The organism is Leclercia sp. LSNIH3 (genome assembly GCF_002935105.1).
Taxonomy (GTDB): Bacteria; Pseudomonadota; Gammaproteobacteria; order Enterobacterales; family Enterobacteriaceae; genus Enterobacter; species Enterobacter adecarboxylatus.
Genome location: NZ_CP026387.1, coordinates 3,737,687 through 3,758,740, shown reverse-complemented (window position 1 = coordinate 3,758,740; position 21,054 = coordinate 3,737,687). Strand labels below are relative to the sequence as shown.

At 57.7% G+C, this 21,054-nt stretch carries 17 protein-coding genes; 7 read left to right on the top strand and 10 right to left on the bottom strand.

What is annotated here, in order from left to right; translation table 11 throughout:
• Positions 1–52: 52 nt before the first annotated feature.
• Both tal and tkt read left to right on the top strand, forming a co-directional pair.
• Positions 53–1,003 carry a transaldolase gene (tal, locus tag C3F35_RS18245; RefSeq protein WP_032613020.1) on the top strand — a complete coding sequence of 317 codons (951 nt, stop codon included), beginning with the start codon at positions 53–55 and terminating at the stop codon, positions 1,001–1,003.
• 19 nt (positions 1,004–1,022) lie between these two features.
• Entirely contained in the window at positions 1,023–3,011 is a 1,989-nt protein-coding gene (gene tkt / locus C3F35_RS18240) for a transketolase (protein ID WP_103793031.1), read from the top strand.
• Between the two features lie 73 nt (positions 3,012–3,084).
• Here the strand turns inward: tkt and C3F35_RS18235 are convergent, their stop codons facing one another.
• The 3 genes from C3F35_RS18235 to aegA all read right to left on the bottom strand — a co-directional run bounded on the left by C3F35_RS18235 (position 3,085) and on the right by aegA (position 6,856).
• On the bottom strand, positions 3,085–4,128 hold the full coding sequence (locus C3F35_RS18235) for a DUF1176 domain-containing protein (RefSeq protein ID WP_077226740.1): 1,044 nt from the start codon (positions 4,126–4,128) through the stop codon (positions 3,085–3,087).
• 123 nt (positions 4,129–4,251) lie between these two features.
• Positions 4,252–4,821 (bottom strand): GDP-mannose pyrophosphatase NudK, encoded by a 570-nt coding sequence (nudK, locus tag C3F35_RS18230; protein ID WP_371320507.1) that lies wholly within the window; start codon positions 4,819–4,821, stop codon positions 4,252–4,254.
• A 73-nt stretch (positions 4,822–4,894) separates the two neighbouring features.
• A complete protein-coding gene (gene aegA, locus C3F35_RS18225) occupies positions 4,895–6,856 on the bottom strand; it encodes a formate-dependent uric acid utilization protein AegA (protein ID WP_103793033.1) in 1,962 nt (653 codons plus the stop codon).
• A 217-nt stretch (positions 6,857–7,073) separates the two neighbouring features.
• On the opposite strand from aegA, the gene narQ reads away from it, so the two are divergent.
• Entirely contained in the window at positions 7,074–8,768 is a 1,695-nt protein-coding gene (gene narQ / locus C3F35_RS18215) for a nitrate/nitrite two-component system sensor histidine kinase NarQ (protein WP_103793034.1), read from the top strand.
• A gap of 199 nt (positions 8,769–8,967) precedes the next feature.
• A complete protein-coding gene (gene acrD, locus C3F35_RS18210) occupies positions 8,968–12,081 on the top strand; it encodes a multidrug efflux RND transporter permease AcrD (protein WP_103793035.1) in 3,114 nt (1,037 codons plus the stop codon).
• A 107-nt stretch (positions 12,082–12,188) separates the two neighbouring features.
• On the opposite strand, the gene ypfM is transcribed toward acrD, so the two are convergent.
• Complete coding sequence (ypfM, locus tag C3F35_RS18205; protein ID WP_015572204.1) at positions 12,189–12,248, bottom strand: protein YpfM; 60 nt, start codon at positions 12,246–12,248, stop codon at positions 12,189–12,191.
• Between the two features lie 388 nt (positions 12,249–12,636).
• Between ypfM and C3F35_RS18200 the strand changes: the two genes are divergently transcribed.
• Genes C3F35_RS18200 through C3F35_RS18190 form a run of 3 tightly spaced genes read left to right on the top strand, consistent with a single transcriptional unit; the run spans position 12,637 to position 14,348 of the window.
• Positions 12,637–12,993: an ArsC family reductase gene (locus C3F35_RS18200; RefSeq protein WP_059307423.1), complete on the top strand. Its 357-nt coding sequence runs from the start codon at positions 12,637–12,639 to the stop codon at positions 12,991–12,993.
• A gap of 3 nt (positions 12,994–12,996) precedes the next feature.
• A complete protein-coding gene (gene dapE / locus C3F35_RS18195; RefSeq protein WP_032613034.1) occupies positions 12,997–14,124 on the top strand; it encodes a succinyl-diaminopimelate desuccinylase in 1,128 nt (375 codons plus the stop codon).
• A gap of 26 nt (positions 14,125–14,150) precedes the next feature.
• Positions 14,151–14,348 (top strand): YpfN family protein, encoded by a 198-nt coding sequence (locus tag C3F35_RS18190; protein ID WP_103793036.1) that lies wholly within the window; start codon positions 14,151–14,153, stop codon positions 14,346–14,348.
• Between the two features lie 38 nt (positions 14,349–14,386).
• On the opposite strand, the gene ypfH is transcribed toward C3F35_RS18190, so the two are convergent.
• From ypfH to dapA, 6 genes are all read right to left on the bottom strand, one after another.
• Positions 14,387–15,082, bottom strand: a complete 696-nt coding sequence (ypfH, locus tag C3F35_RS18185; protein WP_077226704.1) for an esterase — start codon at positions 15,080–15,082, stop codon at positions 14,387–14,389.
• Between the two features lie 73 nt (positions 15,083–15,155).
• Entirely contained in the window at positions 15,156–17,156 is a 2,001-nt protein-coding gene (locus C3F35_RS18180; RefSeq protein ID WP_327061924.1) for a tRNA(Met) cytidine acetyltransferase TmcA, read from the bottom strand.
• A 15-nt stretch (positions 17,157–17,171) separates the two neighbouring features.
• Complete coding sequence (gene ypfJ, locus C3F35_RS18175; RefSeq protein WP_059307420.1) at positions 17,172–18,035, bottom strand: KPN_02809 family neutral zinc metallopeptidase; 864 nt, start codon at positions 18,033–18,035, stop codon at positions 17,172–17,174.
• Between the two features lie 121 nt (positions 18,036–18,156).
• Positions 18,157–18,870 carry a phosphoribosylaminoimidazolesuccinocarboxamide synthase gene (gene purC / locus C3F35_RS18170; RefSeq protein WP_032613044.1) on the bottom strand — a complete coding sequence of 238 codons (714 nt, stop codon included), beginning with the start codon at positions 18,868–18,870 and terminating at the stop codon, positions 18,157–18,159.
• A 109-nt stretch (positions 18,871–18,979) separates the two neighbouring features.
• Positions 18,980–20,014: an outer membrane protein assembly factor BamC gene (bamC, locus tag C3F35_RS18165; protein ID WP_059307419.1), complete on the bottom strand. Its 1,035-nt coding sequence runs from the start codon at positions 20,012–20,014 to the stop codon at positions 18,980–18,982.
• Between the two features lie 16 nt (positions 20,015–20,030).
• Positions 20,031–20,909, bottom strand: a complete 879-nt coding sequence (gene dapA / locus C3F35_RS18160; RefSeq protein ID WP_032613048.1) for a 4-hydroxy-tetrahydrodipicolinate synthase — start codon at positions 20,907–20,909, stop codon at positions 20,031–20,033.
• Positions 20,910–21,054: the final 145 nt, after the last annotated feature.

Genomic DNA, 21,054 nt, shown 5'->3' with positions numbered 1-21,054 from the left:
GTGTGATCTAACACACTCAATCAACTCTTTTATTTCCAAGGAGTAATCATTTATGAACCAACTAGACGGCATCAAACAATTCACCACGGTCGTTGCTGACAGCGGTGATATCGAATCTATCCGCCATTACCAGCCACAGGATGCGACCACCAACCCGTCGCTGCTGCTGAAAGCCGCCGGGCTGTCGCACTTTTCGCATCTGATTGACGATGCGATTGCCTACGGCAAAGGGCGGGGAAAAACCAAAGAGCAACAGGTCGCTGAGGCCAGCGATAAGCTCGCGGTCAATATTGGTAGCGAAATTCTGAAAAGCATTCCGGGACGCGTCTCGACCGAAGTGGACGCCCGACTCTCCTTTGACCAGGAGAAAAGCATCGCCAAAGCGCGACATATTGTGCAGCTCTACGAGGAGCAGGATGTTGATAAATCGCGCATTCTGATCAAGCTGGCCTCCACCTGGGAGGGGATCCGCGCCGCCGAGGTGCTGGAGAAAGAGGGAATTAACTGCAACCTGACGCTGCTGTTCTCTTTTGCTCAGGCACGCGCCTGCGCCGAAGCCGGGGTGTTCCTGGTGTCTCCGTTTGTCGGGCGTATTTACGACTGGTATCAGGCCCGCCAGCCAATGGACCCGTACGTCGTCGAGGAAGATCCCGGCGTGAAATCGGTACGCAATATCTACGATTACTATAAGCAGCACCGCTACGAGACCATCGTGATGGGCGCCAGCTTCCGCCGGACCGAGCAGATCCTGGCCCTCACCGGCTGCGATCGACTGACCATCTCCCCTAACCTGTTGCAGGAGTTGCAGGATAAAGAGGAGGAGGTCATCCGCCGCCTGGTACCATCATCAACCGTGTTGCCTAAACCCAAACCTATGACCGAAGCCGAATTCCGCTGGGAGCATAATCAGGACGCCATGGCGGTCGATAAGCTGTCAGAAGGGATCCGTCTCTTCGCGGTCGACCAACGCAAACTCGAAGATCTGCTCGCCGCCAAACTGTAACCTTGCCATGGAGTGAACTATGTCCCGTAAAGAGTTAGCCAATGCCATTCGCGCCCTCAGCATGGATGCCGTGCAAAAAGCCAATTCCGGTCATCCAGGCGCACCAATGGGCATGGCCGATATCGCTGAAGTCTTGTGGAATGATTTCCTGAAGCATAACCCTAACGATCCAACGTGGTACGACCGCGACCGCTTTATTCTCTCTAACGGTCACGCGTCAACGCTGCTCTACAGCCTGTTACACCTCTCCGGCTATAACCTGCCGCTTGAGGAACTGAAAAACTTCCGCCAGCTGCACTCGAAAACCCCGGGCCACCCGGAGATTGGCTATACGCCTGGGGTGGAGACCACCACCGGCCCGCTGGGTCAGGGGCTGGCGAATGCTGTCGGGCTGGCGATTGCCGAGCGCACGCTGGCGGCGCAGTTTAACCAGCCGGATCATGAGATTGTCGATCACTTCACGTATGTCTTTATGGGCGATGGCTGTCTGATGGAAGGGATCTCTCACGAGGTCTGTTCTCTGGCGGGCACGCTGGGGCTGGGCAAACTGATTGGCTTCTACGATCACAACGGCATCTCCATCGATGGCGAGACCGAGGGCTGGTTCACTGACGACACGGCAAAACGCTTTGAAGCCTATCACTGGCACGTGGTGCATGAGATTGACGGCCACGATCCAGAGGCGCTAAAAGCGGCCATTCTTGAAGCGCAAAGCGTGACCGATAAACCGTCGCTGATTATCTGTCGCACGGTCATCGGATTCGGTTCGCCGAACAAAGCCGGCAAAGAAGAATCCCACGGCGCGGCGCTGGGCGAAGAGGAAGTGGCGCTGACCCGCCAGAAGCTGGGCTGGAAATACCCTGCCTTTGAGATCCCAAAAGAGATTTATAAAGCCTGGGATGCCCGTGAGGAGGGCGAAAAAGCGCAGGCGGCCTGGAACGACAAATTTGCCGCCTACCAGAAAGCGCACCCGGAGCTGGCGGCCGAGTTCAGCCGTCGCATGAGCGGCGGTCTGCCGGAGAACTGGGAAGAGACGACGCAGGCGCTGATTGAGAACTTACAGGCTAACCCGGCGAAAATCGCAACCCGTAAGGCGTCGCAGAATACCCTGAACGCCATTGGCCCCATCCTGCCCGAGCTGCTGGGCGGCTCAGCGGATTTGGCCCCGAGTAACCTCACCATCTGGTCTGGCTCCACCTCGCTGAAAGAAGATATCGCCGGGAACTATATCCACTACGGGGTGCGTGAGTTCGGCATGACCGCCATTGCCAACGGTATCGCCCATCACGGCGGGTTTGTGCCTTATACCGCCACCTTCCTGATGTTCGTGGAATATGCGCGTAACGCCGCGCGTATGGCGGCGCTGATGAAGGCCCGGCAGATCATGGTCTATACCCACGACTCTATCGGGCTGGGTGAAGATGGCCCGACCCACCAGGCGGTGGAACAGCTTGCCAGCCTGCGCCTGACGCCAAACTTCAGTACCTGGCGTCCATGCGATCAGGTTGAGGCGGCGGTGGGCTGGAAGTTGGCGGTAGAACGCCATAACGGCCCGACGGCACTGATCCTGTCGCGCCAGAATCTGGCGCAGATCGAGCGCACCCCGGAACAGGTGAAAAATATTGCCCGCGGCGGGTATATCCTGAAAGACAGCGGCGGCAAGCCGGATCTGATTCTGATTGCTACCGGGTCGGAGATGGAGATCACCGTCAAGGCGGCGGAGAAGCTGACCGCGGAAGGTCATACGGTGCGGGTGGTGTCGCTGCCGTCAACGGATATCTTTGATGCCCAGGATGAAGCGTACCGCGAGTCGGTACTGCCGTCGGATGTCACGGCACGTGTAGCGGTCGAAGCGGGTATCGCGGATTACTGGTACAAATATGTCGGTCTGAAGGGGGCAATCGTCGGCATGACCGGTTATGGCGAATCGGCACCTGCCGAGAAGCTGTTCCCGTTCTTCGGCTTTACCGTCGAGAACGTGGTAGAGAAGGCGCAGGCGTTGCTGTAAGTGCCTGTGCAGCCCTCTCTTCCGGGAGAGGGAACCAACAAAAAACGGTAACCTTGTGGTTACCGTTTTGCTTTTATCGTGTGATCCACAACGTCGGCCACGCGTCTGGCCCATGCCAGTTATCACAAGTCGGCTCTTCCGCATACCGCACCAGACGGAAACGCTGCCCGGTGAAACGCCAGCGCGTCTGGATCCCGCAATCGCCAATCCCGCGCCCCAGAGCCAGGGTCGTCAACTCGCGGTTTTTTTCATCGAAGCTGGCATTCATTAACTCCATCTCGCTGCTGTCGCTCGACGGCATAAAAGGCAGGCGCAGACGCACGAGATGGGAGGCAAAGGGCTTTTTACGCGACACCAGCCAGGCCAAATCGACGGTGTTATAGGCCCCTGCCTCACAGCTGATCATCAGCAGCGCTTTGTCATCGGTTAAGGCGGTGACCCGCACTTCACGTCGCGCCGGATCGAGCGAACACTGGCTGCTGTTAATGCGCCAGGAGCCATAGTCGGTAAGATCGCTGCGCTCCTCGCGGGTTAAAGGTGTGGGGGTCGGGTTAACCACGGCCACCTCTTTCAGCGCAGGGGCAGGCGGTACGCTGAGCGGCGGTTGAGCGCCTTTGTTGATCCACGCGGTTTCACTCCCGCCACGCTTTTGCTGGGCGTCGATAAACTGCAGCGCCTCTTTCAGTCCATCAAGGGAAATAACCTGCTTGCCATTCGCGAGGGTGATTGCTTTTTTTTGCTGAAGCGTGGTCAGCAAGGCAGTAATGGTGGCGGCATGATCGGTGATCAGGCGCCAGGGGGTCACCTGCCAGTGCGGAGGAGCAAGTTGCAGTGGCTCGCCGTCGAGCAGTAAGCGAGGCGCAATGGCGGGTGCTTTGGGATCAATGGTCGCCAGCCCGCCGAGATCGATACGCAGTACCGCATCGGTTTTCGCCCCGGCGCTGCGGCTCAGGGTCATCACCAGCCCGTTATGCTCACCGGTATTGCGCGCAATGCAAAAGTTCTGGTTGTTGCAGGTCACCTGCCAGTCAGTAAACAACTGCTGTGCAGGTGCCGCCTGAACCAGAGCTGCGGGCAGCACGCTGAGCATAAAGATAAGAAAAAGGCTGTGACGCATGAATAGCAGGATCCCGGAAGCAAAACTGACAAACAAACCGTATCTTCCTGCTCAGGCCGGGCTTACTCAATCGGATTTATCGGATAGATTTATATAAAATACATCTTATGAAAAATAATAAGATCAACCCATTAACCCGGAACTGCGCAAATACTGTAAGAGTATCACCGTTTTGCCGTCCCGGATTTCACCCGATTGTACCATCGATAGCGCCTCGCTAAAGGGCAGCTCCAGCACCTCGATCTCTTCGTCTTCTATGCCGCCGCCTTTACCCGCGCGCTGTGCGTCGCTGTATTCTGCCACGAAGAAATGGACGATTTCCGTCACCCCACCGGGAGACATGTACAGTTCAAACACCTTACGCGCTTCACCGACAATAAACCCGGTCTCTTCGATAGCCTCTTTACGAATGCAGACTTCCGGCTCGTCGTTATCCAGCAGTCCGGCACAGGTTTCAATCAATCGCCCGTCGGGATTGCCGTTCACCCAGGTGGCGATACGGAACTGGCGAATCAGCACCACGCTCTGCTTCTGCGGGTTATAGAGCAGGACTGTAGCGCCGTTGCCCCGATCGTAGACTTCGCGTTTGTGGCGCACCACTTCGCCGTTACGCCGCGTCAAATCGTAAGTCAGGTTGCGCAGAATGAAATAGTTATCCGAGAGGCACTTGTCTTTAATCAGTTCAATTTTCAAGGTTACACAGGCTCCATAGCGCAAAACATGCTGGTCATACTACGCTGTGAAGCCCGCGTTGTCGTCCGTCAGGTTAATGCGCGGCGGGCGCATCGACGCCAAGCCAGTCGGCGATCCCCTGGGCGGCGTGTCGCCCTTCCGCCATCGCCGTCACCACCAGATCGGCCCCCCGCACCGCATCGCCACCGGCAAAGATCTGCGGATTAGTGGTTTGATAGCGGTAGCGCGTCTCAACGCTTGCCGCGATCCGCCCCCACGCATCCACCTCCACGCCCTGCGCCTGTAGCCAGGGCATCCCATGCGGGTTGAAGCCAAAGGCCATAATTACCGCATCGGCAGGCATCACAAACTCGCTACCGTCGACAGGCATCGGGCGGCGGCGTCCCTGGGCATCCGGCTCACCCAGTCGGGTGCGCAGCAGGCGAATGCCGTTAACCCGTCCGGTATCCTCCAGGGTCAGCGCCACCGGTTGCACGTTAAATTCAAAGGCAGCCCCCTCTTCCCGGGCATTTTTGACCTCCTTTTTCGACCCCGGCATGTTGGCCTCATCCCGACGGTAGGCGCAGGTAACGCTGGCAGCCCCGTGGCGCAGCGCGGTGCGCACGCAGTCCATCGCCGTATCGCCGCCGCCCAGCACCACCACGTTCAGCCCGGCGGTATCGATAAAGGGTTCCTCCCCCGACGGCGGTAGCCCCATGAGCTGTCGGGTGTTGCCCACCAGGAACGGCAGCGCATCGTAGACGCCGGGTGCCTCTTCATGGGGTATGCCCGCCTTCATCGAACGGTAGGTGCCCACGCCCACAAACAGGGCATCGTATTCGCTGAGCAGCTGCGCCAGCGGGATATCCTTACCCACCTCGCAGTTAAGCTCGAAGCGAATGCCCATCGCCGTGAAGATTTCCCGACGACGGGCCAGCAGCGATTTATCCAGCTTAAAGGCGGGAATGCCGAAGGTAAGCAGGCCGCCAATCTCCGGGTGGCGATCAAAGACCGTGACGCGAATGCCGCGGCGGATTAACGCATCGGCGCATGCCAGCCCGGCAGGACCGGCACCGACGATGGCGACCTGCTTATTGACGGGCGTGACGTGGCGCAGATCGGGTCGCCAGCCCTTCGCCAGCGCCTGGTCGGAGATATAGCGTTCAATGTTGCCTATGGTCACCGACCCGGCCACGTCCCGCACCGTGCAGGCTCCTTCGCACAGTTTGTCCTGAGGGCAGACCCGCCCGGTAATCTCCGGCAGGCAGTTGGTCTGATGGGATAACTCCACCGCGGCGTCGATATCTCCGGCTTTCACTCGCTCGATCCACTGGGGAATATGGTTATGCAGCGGGCAGGTCCATTCGCACACCGAATGCTCCCCGCAGGTCAGGCAGCGGTCGGCCTCGCGCTGCGCCTGCACCGCACTGAACGGCAGATAGATTTCGTCGAAATTATCCCTACGCGCTTCGGGAGAGCGTTTATCCGGCTCGCCGCGCGCGGCCAGGGCAAACATACGCTCGCGTTTGCTCATCTTCCGGGACGTGGCCGCCTCCCCTGTTTGCCAGGGCTGGGCCTCGTGACGCGCCGTGCGCACCCGTCGTGTGCGGGCCAGCTGGTTCAGGGTATCGGGCGTGACCCGCGACAGGGCATCCGCCGGGCAGTTCGCCACGCAAGCCGGTCCCTGGGGGCGATCCAGGCAGAGATCGCACTTCTGCGCGGTGGCCGCCTGCGCCGTGGTGACCACCTCCATGGTGCCGAACGGACAGGCCACGACACAGGCTTTACAGCCGATACACTTCTGTTCATCCACCTGCACACTGTCGCGCATCCGGTCGATAGCGCCGTTCGGGCAGCTCTGTATGCAGGGGGCGTTCTCACAGTGGTGACAGGTAACGGCGCTGTGTTTGTTGCCCTCTTTCACCACGGTGATGCGAGGGGTAAAATGGCGCGCGCTAAGAGCATGTTGTTCATTATGATGCGCCATGACGCACGCCACTTCGCAGGCACGACATCCAATGCAGAGCTGGCTGTTTGCCATAATAAAATGATTCATCACGGTTCCCCCGCTGGGCTGAATAACCTTATTCTTTATATGAATAAATTATTTACCGACCGCAACGGGTTGAGGCAATGTTCAATTGCCCAGGAACACGAACTATTTTGCCTGAACCTGTGTCAGATCAATTAATTTCATTCCTGATGAAATTACGTTTCATTCCCCTGCGGAAACGCTTATCAGGCCTACTTCGTATTAGCTCAGGACGCGATTTGTGATAGTCAAACAACCGGTTTCACGCACTCTTGCCCGGGCCTTTTTCGCCATCATTGCCCTGTCACTTCTGACGAGCGCGATTGCGCTGTTTACCCTCGCCAGCAGCCAGCGTGACGCCGAAGCGATCAACCTGGCGGGGTCACTGCGGATGCAGAGCTATCGCCTGGGTTACGATATGCAGCGGGGTAATGCCGATCTGCTGGTCCATCGGCAGGCCTGGCAGCAAACGCTGAACGCCCCCGCGCTACTCACCCTAAAAAGCTGGTATGTGCCGGATGAGGTTCAACAGCGCTATCACCTGTTGCAGCTGGCGTGGCAGGGCGTGGACGAAAAGCTCGCGCAGGGCGATTACAGCTGGTATCAGAACCACATGGATGAGTATGTGGCGCGCATCGACGCCTTTGTGCTCTCCCTGCAGCATTACGCCGAACATAAAATCCAGCTGGTGTTCGCCATCTCCTTTGCCGGTGGGATCGGCATTATCCTGCTGGCGTTCAGCACGCTGCGCCGGATCCGCCAGCAGGTGGTTGCCCCACTCAATCACCTGGTCGCCTCCAGCCAGCACATTGAGCAAGGCCGGTTTGATACCCCGGTGCCGGATACCGATCTGCCAAACGAGCTTGGCCTGCTCTCCCGCACCTTTAACCATATGGCGACCGAGCTGCACAGCCTGTATCGCTCGCTGGAAATTTCGGTCGAAGAGAAGACTCACCACCTGCACGAAGCCCATCAGCAGCTTGAGATGCTGTTTACCTGCTCGCAGGCGATGAACACCAGCAAAATCGACAGCCACTGTTTCCGTCATATCCTGCAAACCGTGCGCGAATATACCGGGATCAGCTGGCTGGCGCTGCATACCAGCGACGGCTGGAAAATGCAGGAGGGCGAGGCAAGGGAACACCTTGAGACGCAGGTGCTGCCGGTGATTATGCTGGATACCCGGTTCGGTGAGCTGCGCTGGCAAAGCGAGCAGCGCGCCGTCCCGATACCGCTGATGAAAAGCGTCGCCACCATGCTCGGGCGCGGCCTTTTCTCCAACCAGGCGCAAAAACATTACCACCAGCTGCTGTTGATGGAGGAGCGCGCTACCATCGCCCGCGAACTGCACGACTCGCTGGCACAGGTGCTGTCGTATCTGCGCATCCAGCTGACGCTGCTTAAACATGCGGTGCCGGAGGAGAACGACGCCGCGCAGGCGATCATCACCGATTTCTCCCGTGCCTTGAATGCCGCTTACCGTCAGCTGCGCGAGCTGCTTACCACCTTCCGGCTGACGCTGAACCAGGCCAACCTGCCCGCCGCGTTACAGGAGACGCTGGACGATCTGCAAAAGCAGACCCGTGCAAAACTGAGTCTCGACTGTCAGCTCTCCTCCCTGGCGCTGGACGCCCAGATGCAGGTACACCTGCTACAGATTGTGCGCGAGGCGGTGCTGAACGCCATCAAGCACGCCCAGGCAAGCGATATTCAGGTCAACTGCGTCACTGCACCGGACGGCAGCCACAGGGTGAACATCCGCGACGACGGGATCGGCATTGGCGACGCCAGCGAGCCGCCGGGTCACTATGGCCTGAACATTATGCGGGAGCGCGCCGACAGGCTGGGGGGCACCCTGCACTTCTCGCAGCCGCCGGGGGGAGGGACGGAGGTCAGCGTCTGTTTCCGCTCGTCAGCCGGTACTGAGGGTAAATAACGGTAAAATCAGGCGGAAAGTCACCAGTCAGCCATGAGGATGGATAATACTCACCGCTTCACAGGGGGAATCGCGCGGATAAAGCGCATGATAATTTACATTATCTCCTTTATTTCTCCACGTTTGACATCCGCCTTGCCGCTAGAGTTATGCGGGCAATTTACAATGACGACGCGCAGCAAAACGAGGTCTTATTTTAATGGCGAATTTTTTCATCGATCGCCCCATTTTTGCCTGGGTGCTGGCAATTCTGTTGTGCCTGACCGGCACGCTGGCCATTTTTTCCCTTCCTGTTGAGCAGTACCCGGATCTGGCTCCGCCTAATGTGCGGATCACGGCTAACTATCCGGGGGCATCCGCACAAACGCTTGAGAATACCGTCACCCAGGTGATCGAGCAGAACATGACCGGTCTCGATAACCTGATGTATATGTCCTCCCAGAGCAGCGCCACCGGGCAGGCGACGGTCACGCTGAGCTTTACCGCAGGCGCGGACCCGGATGAAGCGGTGCAACAGGTGCAAAACCAGCTACAGTCTGCGCTGCGCAAGCTGCCGCAGGCGGTGCAGAATCAGGGCGTGACGGTGCGTAAAACCGGCGATACCAACATTCTGACCATCGCCTTTGTCTCCACCGACGGCTCGATGGATAAGCAGGATATCGCTGACTATGTTGCCAGTAATATTCAGGATCCGCTCAGCCGCATCAACGGCGTGGGGGATATCGACGCCTACGGCTCACAATACTCAATGCGCATCTGGCTCGATCCGGCCAAGCTGAACAGTTTCCAGATGACGGTAAAAGACGTCACCGACGCCATCGAATCACAAAACGCGCAGATTGCGGTCGGCCAGTTGGGCGGTACGCCGTCCGTTGATAAGCAGGCGCTGAACGCCACCATCAACTCCCAGTCGCTATTGCAGACCCCGCAACAGTTCCGCGATATCACCCTGCGCGTTAACCAAGATGGTTCGGAAGTGCGGCTGGGCGATGTCGCCACCGTGGAAATGGGTGCCGAGAAGTACGACTACCTGAGCCGCTTAAACGGTAAACCAGCCTCCGGGCTGGGGGTCAAGCTGGCCTCCGGGGCCAACGAGATGGCCACGGCTGAACTGGTCATCAACCGCCTCGATGAGCTGTCGCACTTTTTCCCGCACGGCCTTGAATACAAAGTTGCCTACGAAACCACCTCTTTCGTGAAAGCCTCGATTGAGGATGTGGTGAAAACCCTGCTGGAAGCTATCGCCCTGGTGTTCCTGGTGATGTACCTGTTCCTGCAAAACTTCCGCGCGACGCTGATCCCGACCATCGCCGTACCGGTGGTGCTGATGGGCACCTTCACGGTGCTTTACGCCTTTGGCTATAGCATCAACACCCTCACCATGTTTGCGATGGTGCTGGCGATAGGCCTGCTGGTGGATGACGCCATCGTGGTGGTGGAAAACGTTGAACGCATCATGAGCGAAGAGGGGCTAACCCCGCGCGAAGCGACGCGAAAATCGATGAAGCAGATCCAGGGGGCGCTGGTCGGTATTGCCATGGTGCTGTCGGCGGTGTTCGTGCCGATGGCCTTCTTTGGCGGCACCACGGGTGCCATCTACCGCCAGTTCTCGATCACCATCGTTGCGGCAATGGTCCTGTCGGTGCTGGTGGCGATGATCCTTACCCCGGCGCTGTGCGCTACCCTGCTCAAACCGTTGCATAAGGGCGAACATCATGGCCAGAAAGGGTTCTTCGGCTGGTTCAACCGCATGTTTGACCGCAACGCCGCGCGCTATGAGGCGGGTGTCGGACGCATCCTGCACCGCAGCCTGCGCTGGGTGCTGTTCTACGTCCTTCTGCTGGGCGGCATGGTATTCCTGTTCCTGCGTCTGCCCACCTCATTCCTGCCCCTGGAAGACCGGGGCATGTTTATTACCTCGGTGCAGTTACCCAGCGGCTCGACCCAACAGCAAACCCTGAAGGTGGTCCAGCAGGTCGAGTCCTATTTCTTCACCAAAGAGAAAGATAACGTGCTGTCAGTCTTTGCCACCGTAGGCTCTGGCCCTGGCGGGAACGGGCAGAACGTGGCGCGTATGTTCGTGCGCCTGAAGGACTGGGATGCGCGCGATGCCGAAACGGGCAGCTCGTTTGCCATTATCGAGCGCGCGACCAAAGCCTTCAGCCGCATTAAAGAGGCGCGGGTCTTCGCCAGCAGCCCACCGGCAATCAGCGGGCTGGGCAGTTCGGCAGGCTTTGACATGGAGCTGCAGGATCACGCCGGGGCCGGGCATACGGCACTGATGGCCGCACGCGACCGCCTGCTGGAGCTGGCCGGGGAAGATCCTTCCCTCACCCGCGTGCGCCACAACGGTCTGGATGACAGCCCACAGCTGCAGATTGATATCGACCAGCGCAAGGCGCAGGCGCTGGGCGTCTCTATCGACGACATTAACGACACCCTGCAAACCGCATGGGGTTCGAGCTACGTTAATGACTTTATGGATCGGGGCCGCGTGAAAAAGGTCTACGTGCAGGCGGCGGCTAAATACCGCATGCTGCCGGACGATATCAACATGTGGTACGTGCGGAACAAAGACGGCGGGATGGTGCCCTTCTCGGCATTCGCCACCTCACGCTGGGAAACCGGGTCGCCGCGTATGGAACGCTACAACGGCTATTCGGCAGTAGAAATTGTCGGTGAGGCCGCGCCGGGGGTCAGTACCGGTACGGCTATGGATGTGATGGAAAACCTGGTGCAGCAGCTACCTGCCGGATTTGGCCTGGAGTGGACCGCGATGTCCTATCAGGAGCGTCTGTCCGGTGCCCAGGCGCCGGCGCTGTATGCCCTGTCGCTGCTGGTGGTGTTCCTCTGTCTGGCGGCCCTGTATGAGAGCTGGTCGGTGCCGTTCTCGGTGATGCTGGTGGTGCCGCTGGGGGTGATTGGTGCTCTGCTCGCCACCTGGATGCGCGGGCTGGAAAACGACGTTTACTTCCAGGTCGGGCTGTTAACGGTCATTGGCCTGTCGGCGAAGAACGCCATTCTGATTGTCGAGTTTGCTAACGAGATGAATGAGAAGGGTCAGGATTTACTGGCTGCGACCCTTGACGCCTGTCGCCAGCGCCTGCGTCCGATTCTGATGACCTCGCTGGCGTTTGTCTTCGGTGTGTTGCCGATGGCGACCAGCTCGGGTGCGGGTTCGAGCAGCCAGCACGCGGTGGGAACCGGGGTAATGGGTGGGATGATCTCTGCGACCGTCCTCGCCATTTACTTTGTTCCGCTGTTCTTTGTGCTGGTGCGGCGACGTTTCCCGTTAAAGGAACGACGGAAATAAGATATTGAAAAAGAAAAAGGCGTCCTTACCGGCCGCCTTTTTTGTGTGTTTATTTTCACACTATTGTTATTCAGCTAATTAAGTGCTCTTGCATTACTTCCTGAATGTCATTTACGAAGCATACCTTCGATAAAATCTTTCCAGTTCCCCAGTTCACGTTCAATCATAACTACCTCTCTTATTATTATGGCCATTCTACGAGAATATATCATCGTTGTGAAGATTTTTTGATCAGTGATACTGCTCTACCCCCGTTGGTACGACTGGCTTGTAGATAATATGGGGCCAGTCCGATAAATTTTATGTGACCAACTGCAATATTTTGAAATAACCTTAATTAAGGGTGAAAAAGTTATTTAGTGGCTGTTCTTTCACCAGTTTTTAGCACATGGACTTCTATGCGTAAAAGATGAAATAATATTCATAACCTGTACATTATCTATGTCAGGTCAGAATATAAAATAAAGTCATAAAACAAACGTGTTATATTTTCGCGTTCGCTACACCATCGAAAATACTGAGCAATTGCTCGCTGTTAAGACAAAAGGATTCACCATGATCACCCTGTACGGCATCAAAAATTGCGACACCATAAAAAAAGCCCGCCGCTGGCTCGAGGCCAACAACGTTGATTACCGTTTTCACGACTATCGCGCCGACGGTCTTGATGCTGAATTGATGCAGAAATTCATTGCTGAGCTGGGCTGGGAAGCCCTTCTGAACACCCGCGGCACCACCTGGCGCAAACTGGATGAGACACTGCGTGCAAGCATTAACAATGCCGATAGCGCGGCCGCCTTAATGCTTGAAATGCCAGCAATCATCAAACGCCCATTGCTCTGGGCGCCCGGTAAGCCTATGCTGCTTGGTTTTAACGAAAACCAATACCAAACCTATTTTATTGAGGTGTAGTCTATGTCATGCCCGGTCATTGAGCTGACTCAGCAGCTTATTCGCCGCCCCTCCCTTAGCCCGGACGATGCAGGTTGTCAGGCGCTGATGATCGAACGCCTGCGGGCGATTGGTTTTACCGTCGAACCTATGGATTTTGGCGATACGCAAAATTTCTGGGCCTGGCGCGGTCAGGGCGAAACGCTGGCGTTTGCCGGACATACTGATGTGGTGCCAGCCGGTGACGCTGACCGCTGGATCAATCCCCCCTTCGAACCAACCATACGTGACGGCATGCTGTTTGGGCGCGGCGCGGCAGACATGAAAGGTTCGCTGGCAGCGATGGTGGTTGCCGCCGAACGCTTCGTGGCGCAATACCCAAATCATAAAGGCCGTCTGGCGTTTTTAATCACCTCTGATGAAGAGGCCAGCGCTAAAAACGGCACCGTGAAGGTGGTGGAAACGCTGATGGCGCGCAACGAACGCCTGGACTACTGTCTGGTGGGCGAGCCATCCAGCACCGAAGTGGTGGGTGACGTAGTTAAAAATGGCCGTCGCGGCTCTATGACCTGTAACCTGACCATTCACGGCGTGCAGGGTCACGTAGCCTATCCGCATCTGGCTGATAACCCGGTACACCGCGCCGCACCTATGCTCAACGAGCTGGTGGGGATCGAGTGGGACAAGGGCAACGACTACTTCCCGCCGACCAGCATGCAGATTGCCAATATCCAGGCCGGTACCGGCAGCAACAACGTGATCCCCGGCGACCTGTTTGTGCAGTTTAACTTCCGCTTCAGCACCGAGCTGACGGACGAAATGATCAAAGCCCGCGTCGTAGCCCTGCTGGAGAAACACCAGCTGCGCTACAGCATTGACTGGTGGATTTCTGGCCAGCCGTTCCTGACCGGGCGCGGTAAGCTGGTTGATGCGGTGGTTAACGCTATCGCGCACTATAATGAAATTAAACCGCAACTGCTGACCACGGGCGGCACATCCGACGGACGCTTTATTGCCCGTATGGGTGCGCAGGTGGTCGAACTTGGGCCGGTGAATGCCACCATTCATAAAATCAATGAATGCGTGAATGCAGCTGATTTGCAACTGCTGGCCCGTATGTATCAACGTATCATGGAGCAGCTCGTCGCCTGACGGTTGCCCCAAAGAAGGATAAGCGAATGGACTGGCTGGCTAAATACTGGTGGCTTCTGGTACTGGTTTTTCTGGTAGGCGTACTGCTGAACGTGATCAAGGATCTCAAGCGCGTTGACCACAAGAAATTCCTCGCCAACAAACCTGAACTCCCTCCACATCGTGATTTTAACGACAAGTGGGACGATGAAGACGACTGGCCGAAGAAAGACCAGAAGGAGTAATGGCTTAACCCTCTCCCCGGCGGGGAGAGGGTTATCTCTCAGAAAAACTCAACTATATCGTCGTCATTCGGCTTGCCGCCGCTGAGCGCTTCATCGAAGTAGTGTTTCGGCACGGTAAAACGCAGGTGGTCCAGCGCGAACTGGATGCTGCGATCGTCAATGGCGTGTCCCAGATCGTCGACAATATCCAGGGTCACATCGCCGCCTGCGCGGATCAACGCTTCCTGGCCCGCAACCGCGTGGGACAGCTCAATCACGCGATCTTCCCCACCGTGGATCAGGTGAATGGTGGTTTCTGTGCTCGCCCGTTCAGGCAGGGTCGCATAGCGGCCGTTGAACGCAATGACCCGTGAGGCTAAGCCCGGCTCGGCCTTGATGCTCTCCAGCGCCATGATCGCTCCCTGAGAAAACCCGATCAGGGCGGTGGCGTTCGCCTTAACACCGCTCTGCTGCTGCCAGTAACGCACCGTGTCGACAAATGTCGGCATGATTGCATTCACCCGCTCCTGACGGCTCTCTTCCGTCACGTCCTGCACTGAAAACCACTGACGACCATTCGGGCCGCATGGCTCGGCGCCGCCGACGCTGACGACCAGGGCATCGGGAAACAGCGGCGCAAACCAGCTGCCAATCTGCGCCATATTGACCGGATTATCACCGACGCCATGAAACAGGAGCAGCAGCTGCTTTGCCGGTGTATCGGGGCTTTGGACAACAAAATGGTCATGTTTCATAGCAGTCTCCTTAATTGATAAGCGGGATTCTACGCCTGACAGGCAGAATGAACATGCCAGTTCACTGATGAAGTCATTGAAAAAATTGCCATTGCAAAACGGTGTGCCTTAACGTCTGACAGCGTTCGCTGTCGAGCTGAACCAGCGCCTGGCCCGCTTCAGTACGCAGATGGCTCAACACGGCTTTACGTCCGCTGAGGGCCAGCGCGCGGCTCAGGGCGCTATCGTCCAGCCCCTGTTCGATTTTGCCTCGCAGCCCTGACAGCGGCAGATCCGTCGCCTGTAGCAGTCGTGTCAGGCTGGGCATCGCCGCCGAAAGGGGACGATGCCCAAAGGCGAACCCGGCCAAATCCAGCCAGTCATCATCATTAAGGGTAGCCTCACCTGTGGGCACTACCGGGATCTTTTCACCGTTCCAGCGTTCAATAACTGATGCATCGCGACAGAGCCGCTGATGTTCGCGCTGGCACAAATCCTGCCCCGCCGCGCTGAGCGGCAGCATCGCCATTGCCGTGTAGCAACCGCTGCTGGCCTCGCGGTGACTGCCGATGCGCACCAGAATAAATCCGCAGCGCTGCCAGAAGCGCCAAAGCTCCCCGGTATAGCCAAAGCTGACGGAAAGGTAGTCGATGTTCATCTGCTGGCGGGCTGTGGCAATCAGCGCCTGACCAATGCCCTCACGCTGGCGAGCGGGATGGACGGCAATGCGCGTGACCCGCCGGGCGGTGAGCGTGGCCGCCTGCGGCGATCCGCCATGGGCAGCCAGCGATTGCGCCACCAGATTACCGCGTGGACGCCGGTAGCCCGCCCACACCGCCTGGCTGAGTGCCGGACTCAGGCCGCCCTCCTCCACCAGCCACAGCGCGCCGCAGACGTCCTCACCCGTACGGGCGACGGCAAAATGCTGCCCGGGGGCATCCATCATGCGCCGCAGATCCAGCGGTGAGGTCCGGTAGTGAGCGGCACAGAGCAGTTTATAAACCGCTGCCGGGAGTTCGGGGTCGCGGCTCCAGGCCTCCTGCTCCATCGGCGTACAGACGATCTCGCCCTGCGAAAGGCTCTCTTCGGGCGCATCATCAAACAGCAGTACCTCGGCGATAATGCGCTCCAGCGGGCAACCCGCCGCCCAGCGCACCGGTTCGCTCAGGGTGAAGTAACGCAGCCCGGCAAACCGGGCGCAGAATTTCAGCAAAAATCCCCTGCCGGTGCCTTCATACCCCTGCACCGTGGTGGTGAGCAACACCCGGGGGAAGCGTGTCACCAGCTGTGCCAGCAGCGGGCCGGGGATTGCCGCCGCCTCATCGACGATCAGCCAGTCAGCACGCACGTCCGATGCCAGCAGCGCGTCCGGGGCCATAAAGTGATAGCGGTCGCCACCGAAGCGGGCGATAACCTCTGTCGCCGCTCTGGCGGGAGCCGTCACAATGGCGTGGCCTGCAATACGGCGTAACAGCATGCCTGCCAGCGCTGACTTTCCGCGCCCGCGCGCTGCGGTCACGGCGGCAACCCCTTCGGGCAGGGTCGTAAGGTGGGCGAGGATCGCGGCCTGCTCGCGCTGCGGCTCACCGCTGGCCGGGTGCCAGTCCGGGGCAGAGTGGGTTGGCATAGGAGGACAAGGTGCCCCCTGCTGCCACAGTAAAACCTGCGGATCGCGGGAGATATGGCGGCAGAAATGTTCAATAAAACGTGGCGTGGGGATCGGCTCTGGCCTGTCGCTCCAGCGCAGCGAGTCCTGGTCAGATTTTTCCGGCCATAGCGCCAGGGCGGAGGTGAGTAACACCAGCAGGCTTCCGGCGCGCAAGGTGCCGCCCACAGCCGCAAACGCCGAGACGTCAAATCCCTGGCGGGCATCGAAGATGGCGTGCAGAAATTCACGCCCCAGCAGCTGATTCAGCGCCTGGGGCGAACATGACGGGAGCTGAGGTGCATTGTCGCCCACCCACAACCAGTCGCCGGGATAGCTTTCTTTCAGCAGCAGCGCCTGTTGCTGCGTCCATGTGTCGTCCCCGCTCAGCACCAGCAGTCGCCGGTGCCCCTCCCGCGCCAGTTGTTCAGGCAATCCTGATAAATTCATCCCTGACATTGTGAATTAGATGGCCTTACCGAAGGTGTTGCACTGTGCCGGATCGCCGCCGTCAAAACCTTTTTTGAACCAGCTGTAACGCTGTGCCGAGGTGCCGTGCGTAAAGCTGTCTGGCACCACATGACCCTGACTTTGCTGTTGCAGACGATCGTCGCCAATGGCCTGGGCGGCGTTAAGCGCCTCTTCCAGATCGCCAGCCTCCAGCACGCCCTCCTGCTGCATATTGTGCCCCCAGACGCCGGCAAAGCAGTCGGCCTGCAGCTCCATACGCACCGACAGCGCATTCACTTCGCTTTCGCTGGCATTCTGCTGTAGCTGACGGACCTTCGGCTCAATACCGAGCAGTTTCTGCACGTGATGACCCACTTCATGAGCGATGACATAGCCCTGGGCAAAATCGCCGTCGGCGCCCAGCTTGCGTTTCATGTCATCGTAAAAGGAGAGATCGATATAGACGGTGGAGTCGGCAGGGCAATAGAACGGCCCCATCACCGATTGCCCGGTGCCGCAGCCGGTGCGTGTGGCACCACGATACATCACCAGCTTCGGCTGCTGGTACGTCCGGCCCATTTTGTCGAACAGCTGACCCCAGGTATCTTCCGTGGTCGCCAGGATCACCGAGGTGAATTTCGCTGCTTCATCTTCATTCGGACTGATGGAGCGTGTCGCCTGCTGCTGTTGCGGCATCGGTTGCCCGGTGAGTAACCCGCTCAAGTCGACCCCGTAATAGCCCGCGACCACGACTACCAGCAAAAGAATGATGCCGCCCTTCCCTCCCGGCAGCCGGAAGCCCGGCCCCCCCATTGACGGACCACCGCTATTACGTCTGTCATCTACATTGTCACTTCCACGACGCCCTTGCCAGCGCATAACCACCTCGAAATATCATCATGATAATAAGTATGATCGTAGGCGGTTCGGGGAAAGATTACCACTGCAAACAGGGGTGAGATGCCAGAGGAACGGACGTCCCCCTGGCGATAAGGCGGGATTAATCGAGTTTAACACCCAGACGATGGGCAACGGCTTCGTACGCTTCGATCACGCCGCCCAGGCTCTGGCGGAAGCGGTCTTTATCCATTTTATCCAGCGTCTCTTTGTCCCACAGGCGGCTGCCGTCCGGGGAGAATTCATCACCCAGCACCACTTCACCTTTATACAGGCCGAACTCCAGTTTGAAGTCCACCAGGATCAGGCCCGCGTCATCAAACAGCTTTTTCAGCACGTCGTTCGCTTTGAAGGTCAGCTCCTGCATGCGCGCCAGGTTCTCTTTGCTCACCCAGCCAAAGGTTTCGCAGTATGATTCGTTGACCATAGGATCGTGCATAGCGTCGTTTTTCAGGAACAGGTCGAACAGCGGCGGATTGAGTTCGATGCCCTCTTCAATGCCCAGACGCTTCACCAGGGAGCCTGCGGCACGGTTACGGACGACGCATTCCACCGGTACCATATCCAGCTTTTTCACCAGACATTCGGTATCGGACAGCAACGCTTCCATCTGCGTCGGGATGCCCGCTTCTTCCAGCTTGCTCATAATGAAATGGTTGAACTTGTTGTTCACCATGCCTTTACGGTCAAACTGCTCAATGCGTGCGCCATCTCCTGCTGACGTATCATTGCGGAACTCGAGCACCAACAGATCCGGGTTCTCCGTGCTGTATACGGTTTTCGCTTTGCCACGATACAACTCAGCTTGCTTCTGCATCTTCATTACTCCTGGTGTGATGATTTGTGTTCAAAACTGGAGATATTATGCCACGCACACGTTTGCGTGGCACGAAAATAAAAAGGGCTGGATAAACCAGCCCTCTTTTTTATTTGCTGAATGCCGCCTGGAAGACAGCGACCAGCGCATCATTCTGCGACTGGGTCAGCGTGTGACCTTTCGGATCGATAAACTGCAGGCTGCTACGGTTGTCCAGATCGCCGACCTGAAGCTTGTAGTCGCCAGAAGCCAGACCCGGATCGCGTGCGCCCAGCTCTTCCCAGCTGCTGTCAGACAGCGGCTTGTAGGTGACCGTCATGCTGCCGGTTGAGCGGGTGCTGTCGGACACTTTCATACCGACGCGCTCAAGCGTTGCAGGCAGACGCTGCCAGACCTGGTTGAACGGACCACGTACGACAAGCATTGGCAGACCGGTTTCGTCGGCAGCGCTCTGCACGTCGAAGGTTGCGCCATTGCGGCTCTGGGCAGCATTGGCAGCATCGGTTGCGTTTTTATCGAGGCCCGCCGCGATGGTGTTAAGCATCTCGGTGCTGTAGCGCTGCAGGGAAGCGGCATCTGAAACAGGCTTGCCTGCCTGCTCCAAGTTCAGCAGCTTAACGACGACCGCCTGCTGATAACCCTGAGGTTTAACAGAGACTTGATAACGTCCACGGTACTGTTGATCTTCATCCAGACGGGACCATTCGATCCAGTCGGTCGACAGTGTCTGGCTGGCATCATCGCGTTGCGTGATTGTGTAGTTCTTCGACTGAATCACGCTAACAACCTGCGGCCACAGCGTGGCATTACGCGCGCTCTCAACCTGCAGCGTCGCGGTATCGCCAGTGAACTGAGTACGCGCCCCGCTTACCAGCGCCAGAGGCTGTGCTGGTGGACGGATATCAAGCGCTTTGCCTACCGCGCCGCTCCCGTTGGTGACCGGAATGGTATAGTCGCCATTCTGAATCGGCAGGATCATGCCAGCGGGCGCATGAAGTTCAGCAAGCGGCGCAGCATCCAGATAGGATTCGTCACCGCTCACCTGGCGCTTGTAGCGTGAATCTGAGCTACAGGCCGCGAGCAGCATAACAAGCGAAACACCCGCAACCTTCGCCAGGCGCGACTTCTGTACTGAGTAAGCCATCAAATCTCCCTAAACTTTACAGCAGACCGGCATGCTTCAGCGCGCCAGTGACCGTTTCGCGACCGTGGTCGGTAATCGGGGTCATTGGCAGGCGCAGCGTATCGGTCGCTACAAGTCCCAACTCCTTACATGCCCATTTCACTGGGATCGGATTGGGTTCGACAAATAATTTGTTGTGCAGCGGCATCAGACGCTGGTTAATCACGCGCGCTTCCTGGAAGTGACCGGCAGCCGCCAGTTTACACATTTCAGCCATATCGCGGGCTGCAACGTTGGAGGTCACGGAAATCACCCCGTGGCCACCGAGCTGCATAAAGTCCAGCGAGGTCGCATCATCACCGCTCAGCAGAATAAAGTCGTCTGAAACCAGCTCTTTGATCTGATGAACACGGCTTAAGTTCCCGGTCGCCTCTTTAATACCGATAATATTTTTTACTTTCGCGAGACGGCCAACCGTTTCTGGCAGCATATCGCAGCCAGTACGCGACGGCACATTATACAGGATTTGTGGCAAGTCAGTATGTTCAGCGATGGCTTTGAAATGCTGGAACAGACCTTCCTGGGTTGGACGGTTGTAGTATGGCGTTACCGTCAGGCAACCCACGACACCCGAATCGTTGAAGCGCTGGGTCAGGCTGATGGCTTCAGCGGTCGCGTTGGCACCCGTACCCGCAATGACCGGGATACGCCCGTCTGCCAGTTCGAGGGTCAGCATGACCACTTCGCCATGCTCTTCATGGCTCAGCGTTGCAGATTCACCGGTAGTCCCTACCGAAACAATCGCCGAGGTTCCGCTGGCGACATGATAATCAATCAGTTTCTTCAGGCTTGACCGGCAGACATTACCTTTCTCATCCATCGGTGTAACAAGCGCAACAATACTTCCCGTGAACATGGGCCATCCTCTGTGCGTACAAGAGCCTCAATGGTACGTTTGGTGCTGTAATAAAAGCAAGGGACATGAGGCCTCCAGGTTATTGTATGCCAGTTTTTTTTATGCTTTCCTTAGAAAGACTAAACCAAGCAAAGGAAGAACAGGT

Bases quoted from the DNA above. Each gene is read 5' to 3' on its own strand.
- tkt (WP_103793031.1), top strand. From the start codon at position 1,023: ATGTCCCGTAAAGAGTTAGCCAATGCCATTCGCGCCCTCAGCATGGAT.
- dapA (WP_032613048.1), bottom strand. From the start codon at position 20,909: ATGTTCACGGGAAGTATTGTTGCGCTTGTTACACCGATGGATGAGAAA.
- C3F35_RS18200 (WP_059307423.1), top strand. From the start codon at position 12,637: ATGATCACCCTGTACGGCATCAAAAATTGCGACACCATAAAAAAAGCC.
- bamC (WP_059307419.1), bottom strand. From the start codon at position 20,014: ATGGCTTACTCAGTACAGAAGTCGCGCCTGGCGAAGGTTGCGGGTGTT.
- dapE (WP_032613034.1), top strand. From the start codon at position 12,997: ATGTCATGCCCGGTCATTGAGCTGACTCAGCAGCTTATTCGCCGCCCC.
- C3F35_RS18190 (WP_103793036.1), top strand. From the start codon at position 14,151: ATGGACTGGCTGGCTAAATACTGGTGGCTTCTGGTACTGGTTTTTCTG.
- ypfJ (WP_059307420.1), bottom strand. From the start codon at position 18,035: ATGCGCTGGCAAGGGCGTCGTGGAAGTGACAATGTAGATGACAGACGT.
- aegA (WP_103793033.1), bottom strand. From the start codon at position 6,856: ATGAATCATTTTATTATGGCAAACAGCCAGCTCTGCATTGGATGTCGT.
- tal (WP_032613020.1), top strand. From the start codon at position 53: ATGAACCAACTAGACGGCATCAAACAATTCACCACGGTCGTTGCTGAC.
- C3F35_RS18235 (WP_077226740.1), bottom strand. From the start codon at position 4,128: ATGCGTCACAGCCTTTTTCTTATCTTTATGCTCAGCGTGCTGCCCGCA.
- C3F35_RS18180 (WP_327061924.1), bottom strand. From the start codon at position 17,156: ATGAATTTATCAGGATTGCCTGAACAACTGGCGCGGGAGGGGCACCGG.
- ypfH (WP_077226704.1), bottom strand. From the start codon at position 15,082: ATGAAACATGACCATTTTGTTGTCCAAAGCCCCGATACACCGGCAAAG.
- acrD (WP_103793035.1), top strand. From the start codon at position 8,968: ATGGCGAATTTTTTCATCGATCGCCCCATTTTTGCCTGGGTGCTGGCA.
- purC (WP_032613044.1), bottom strand. From the start codon at position 18,870: ATGCAGAAGCAAGCTGAGTTGTATCGTGGCAAAGCGAAAACCGTATAC.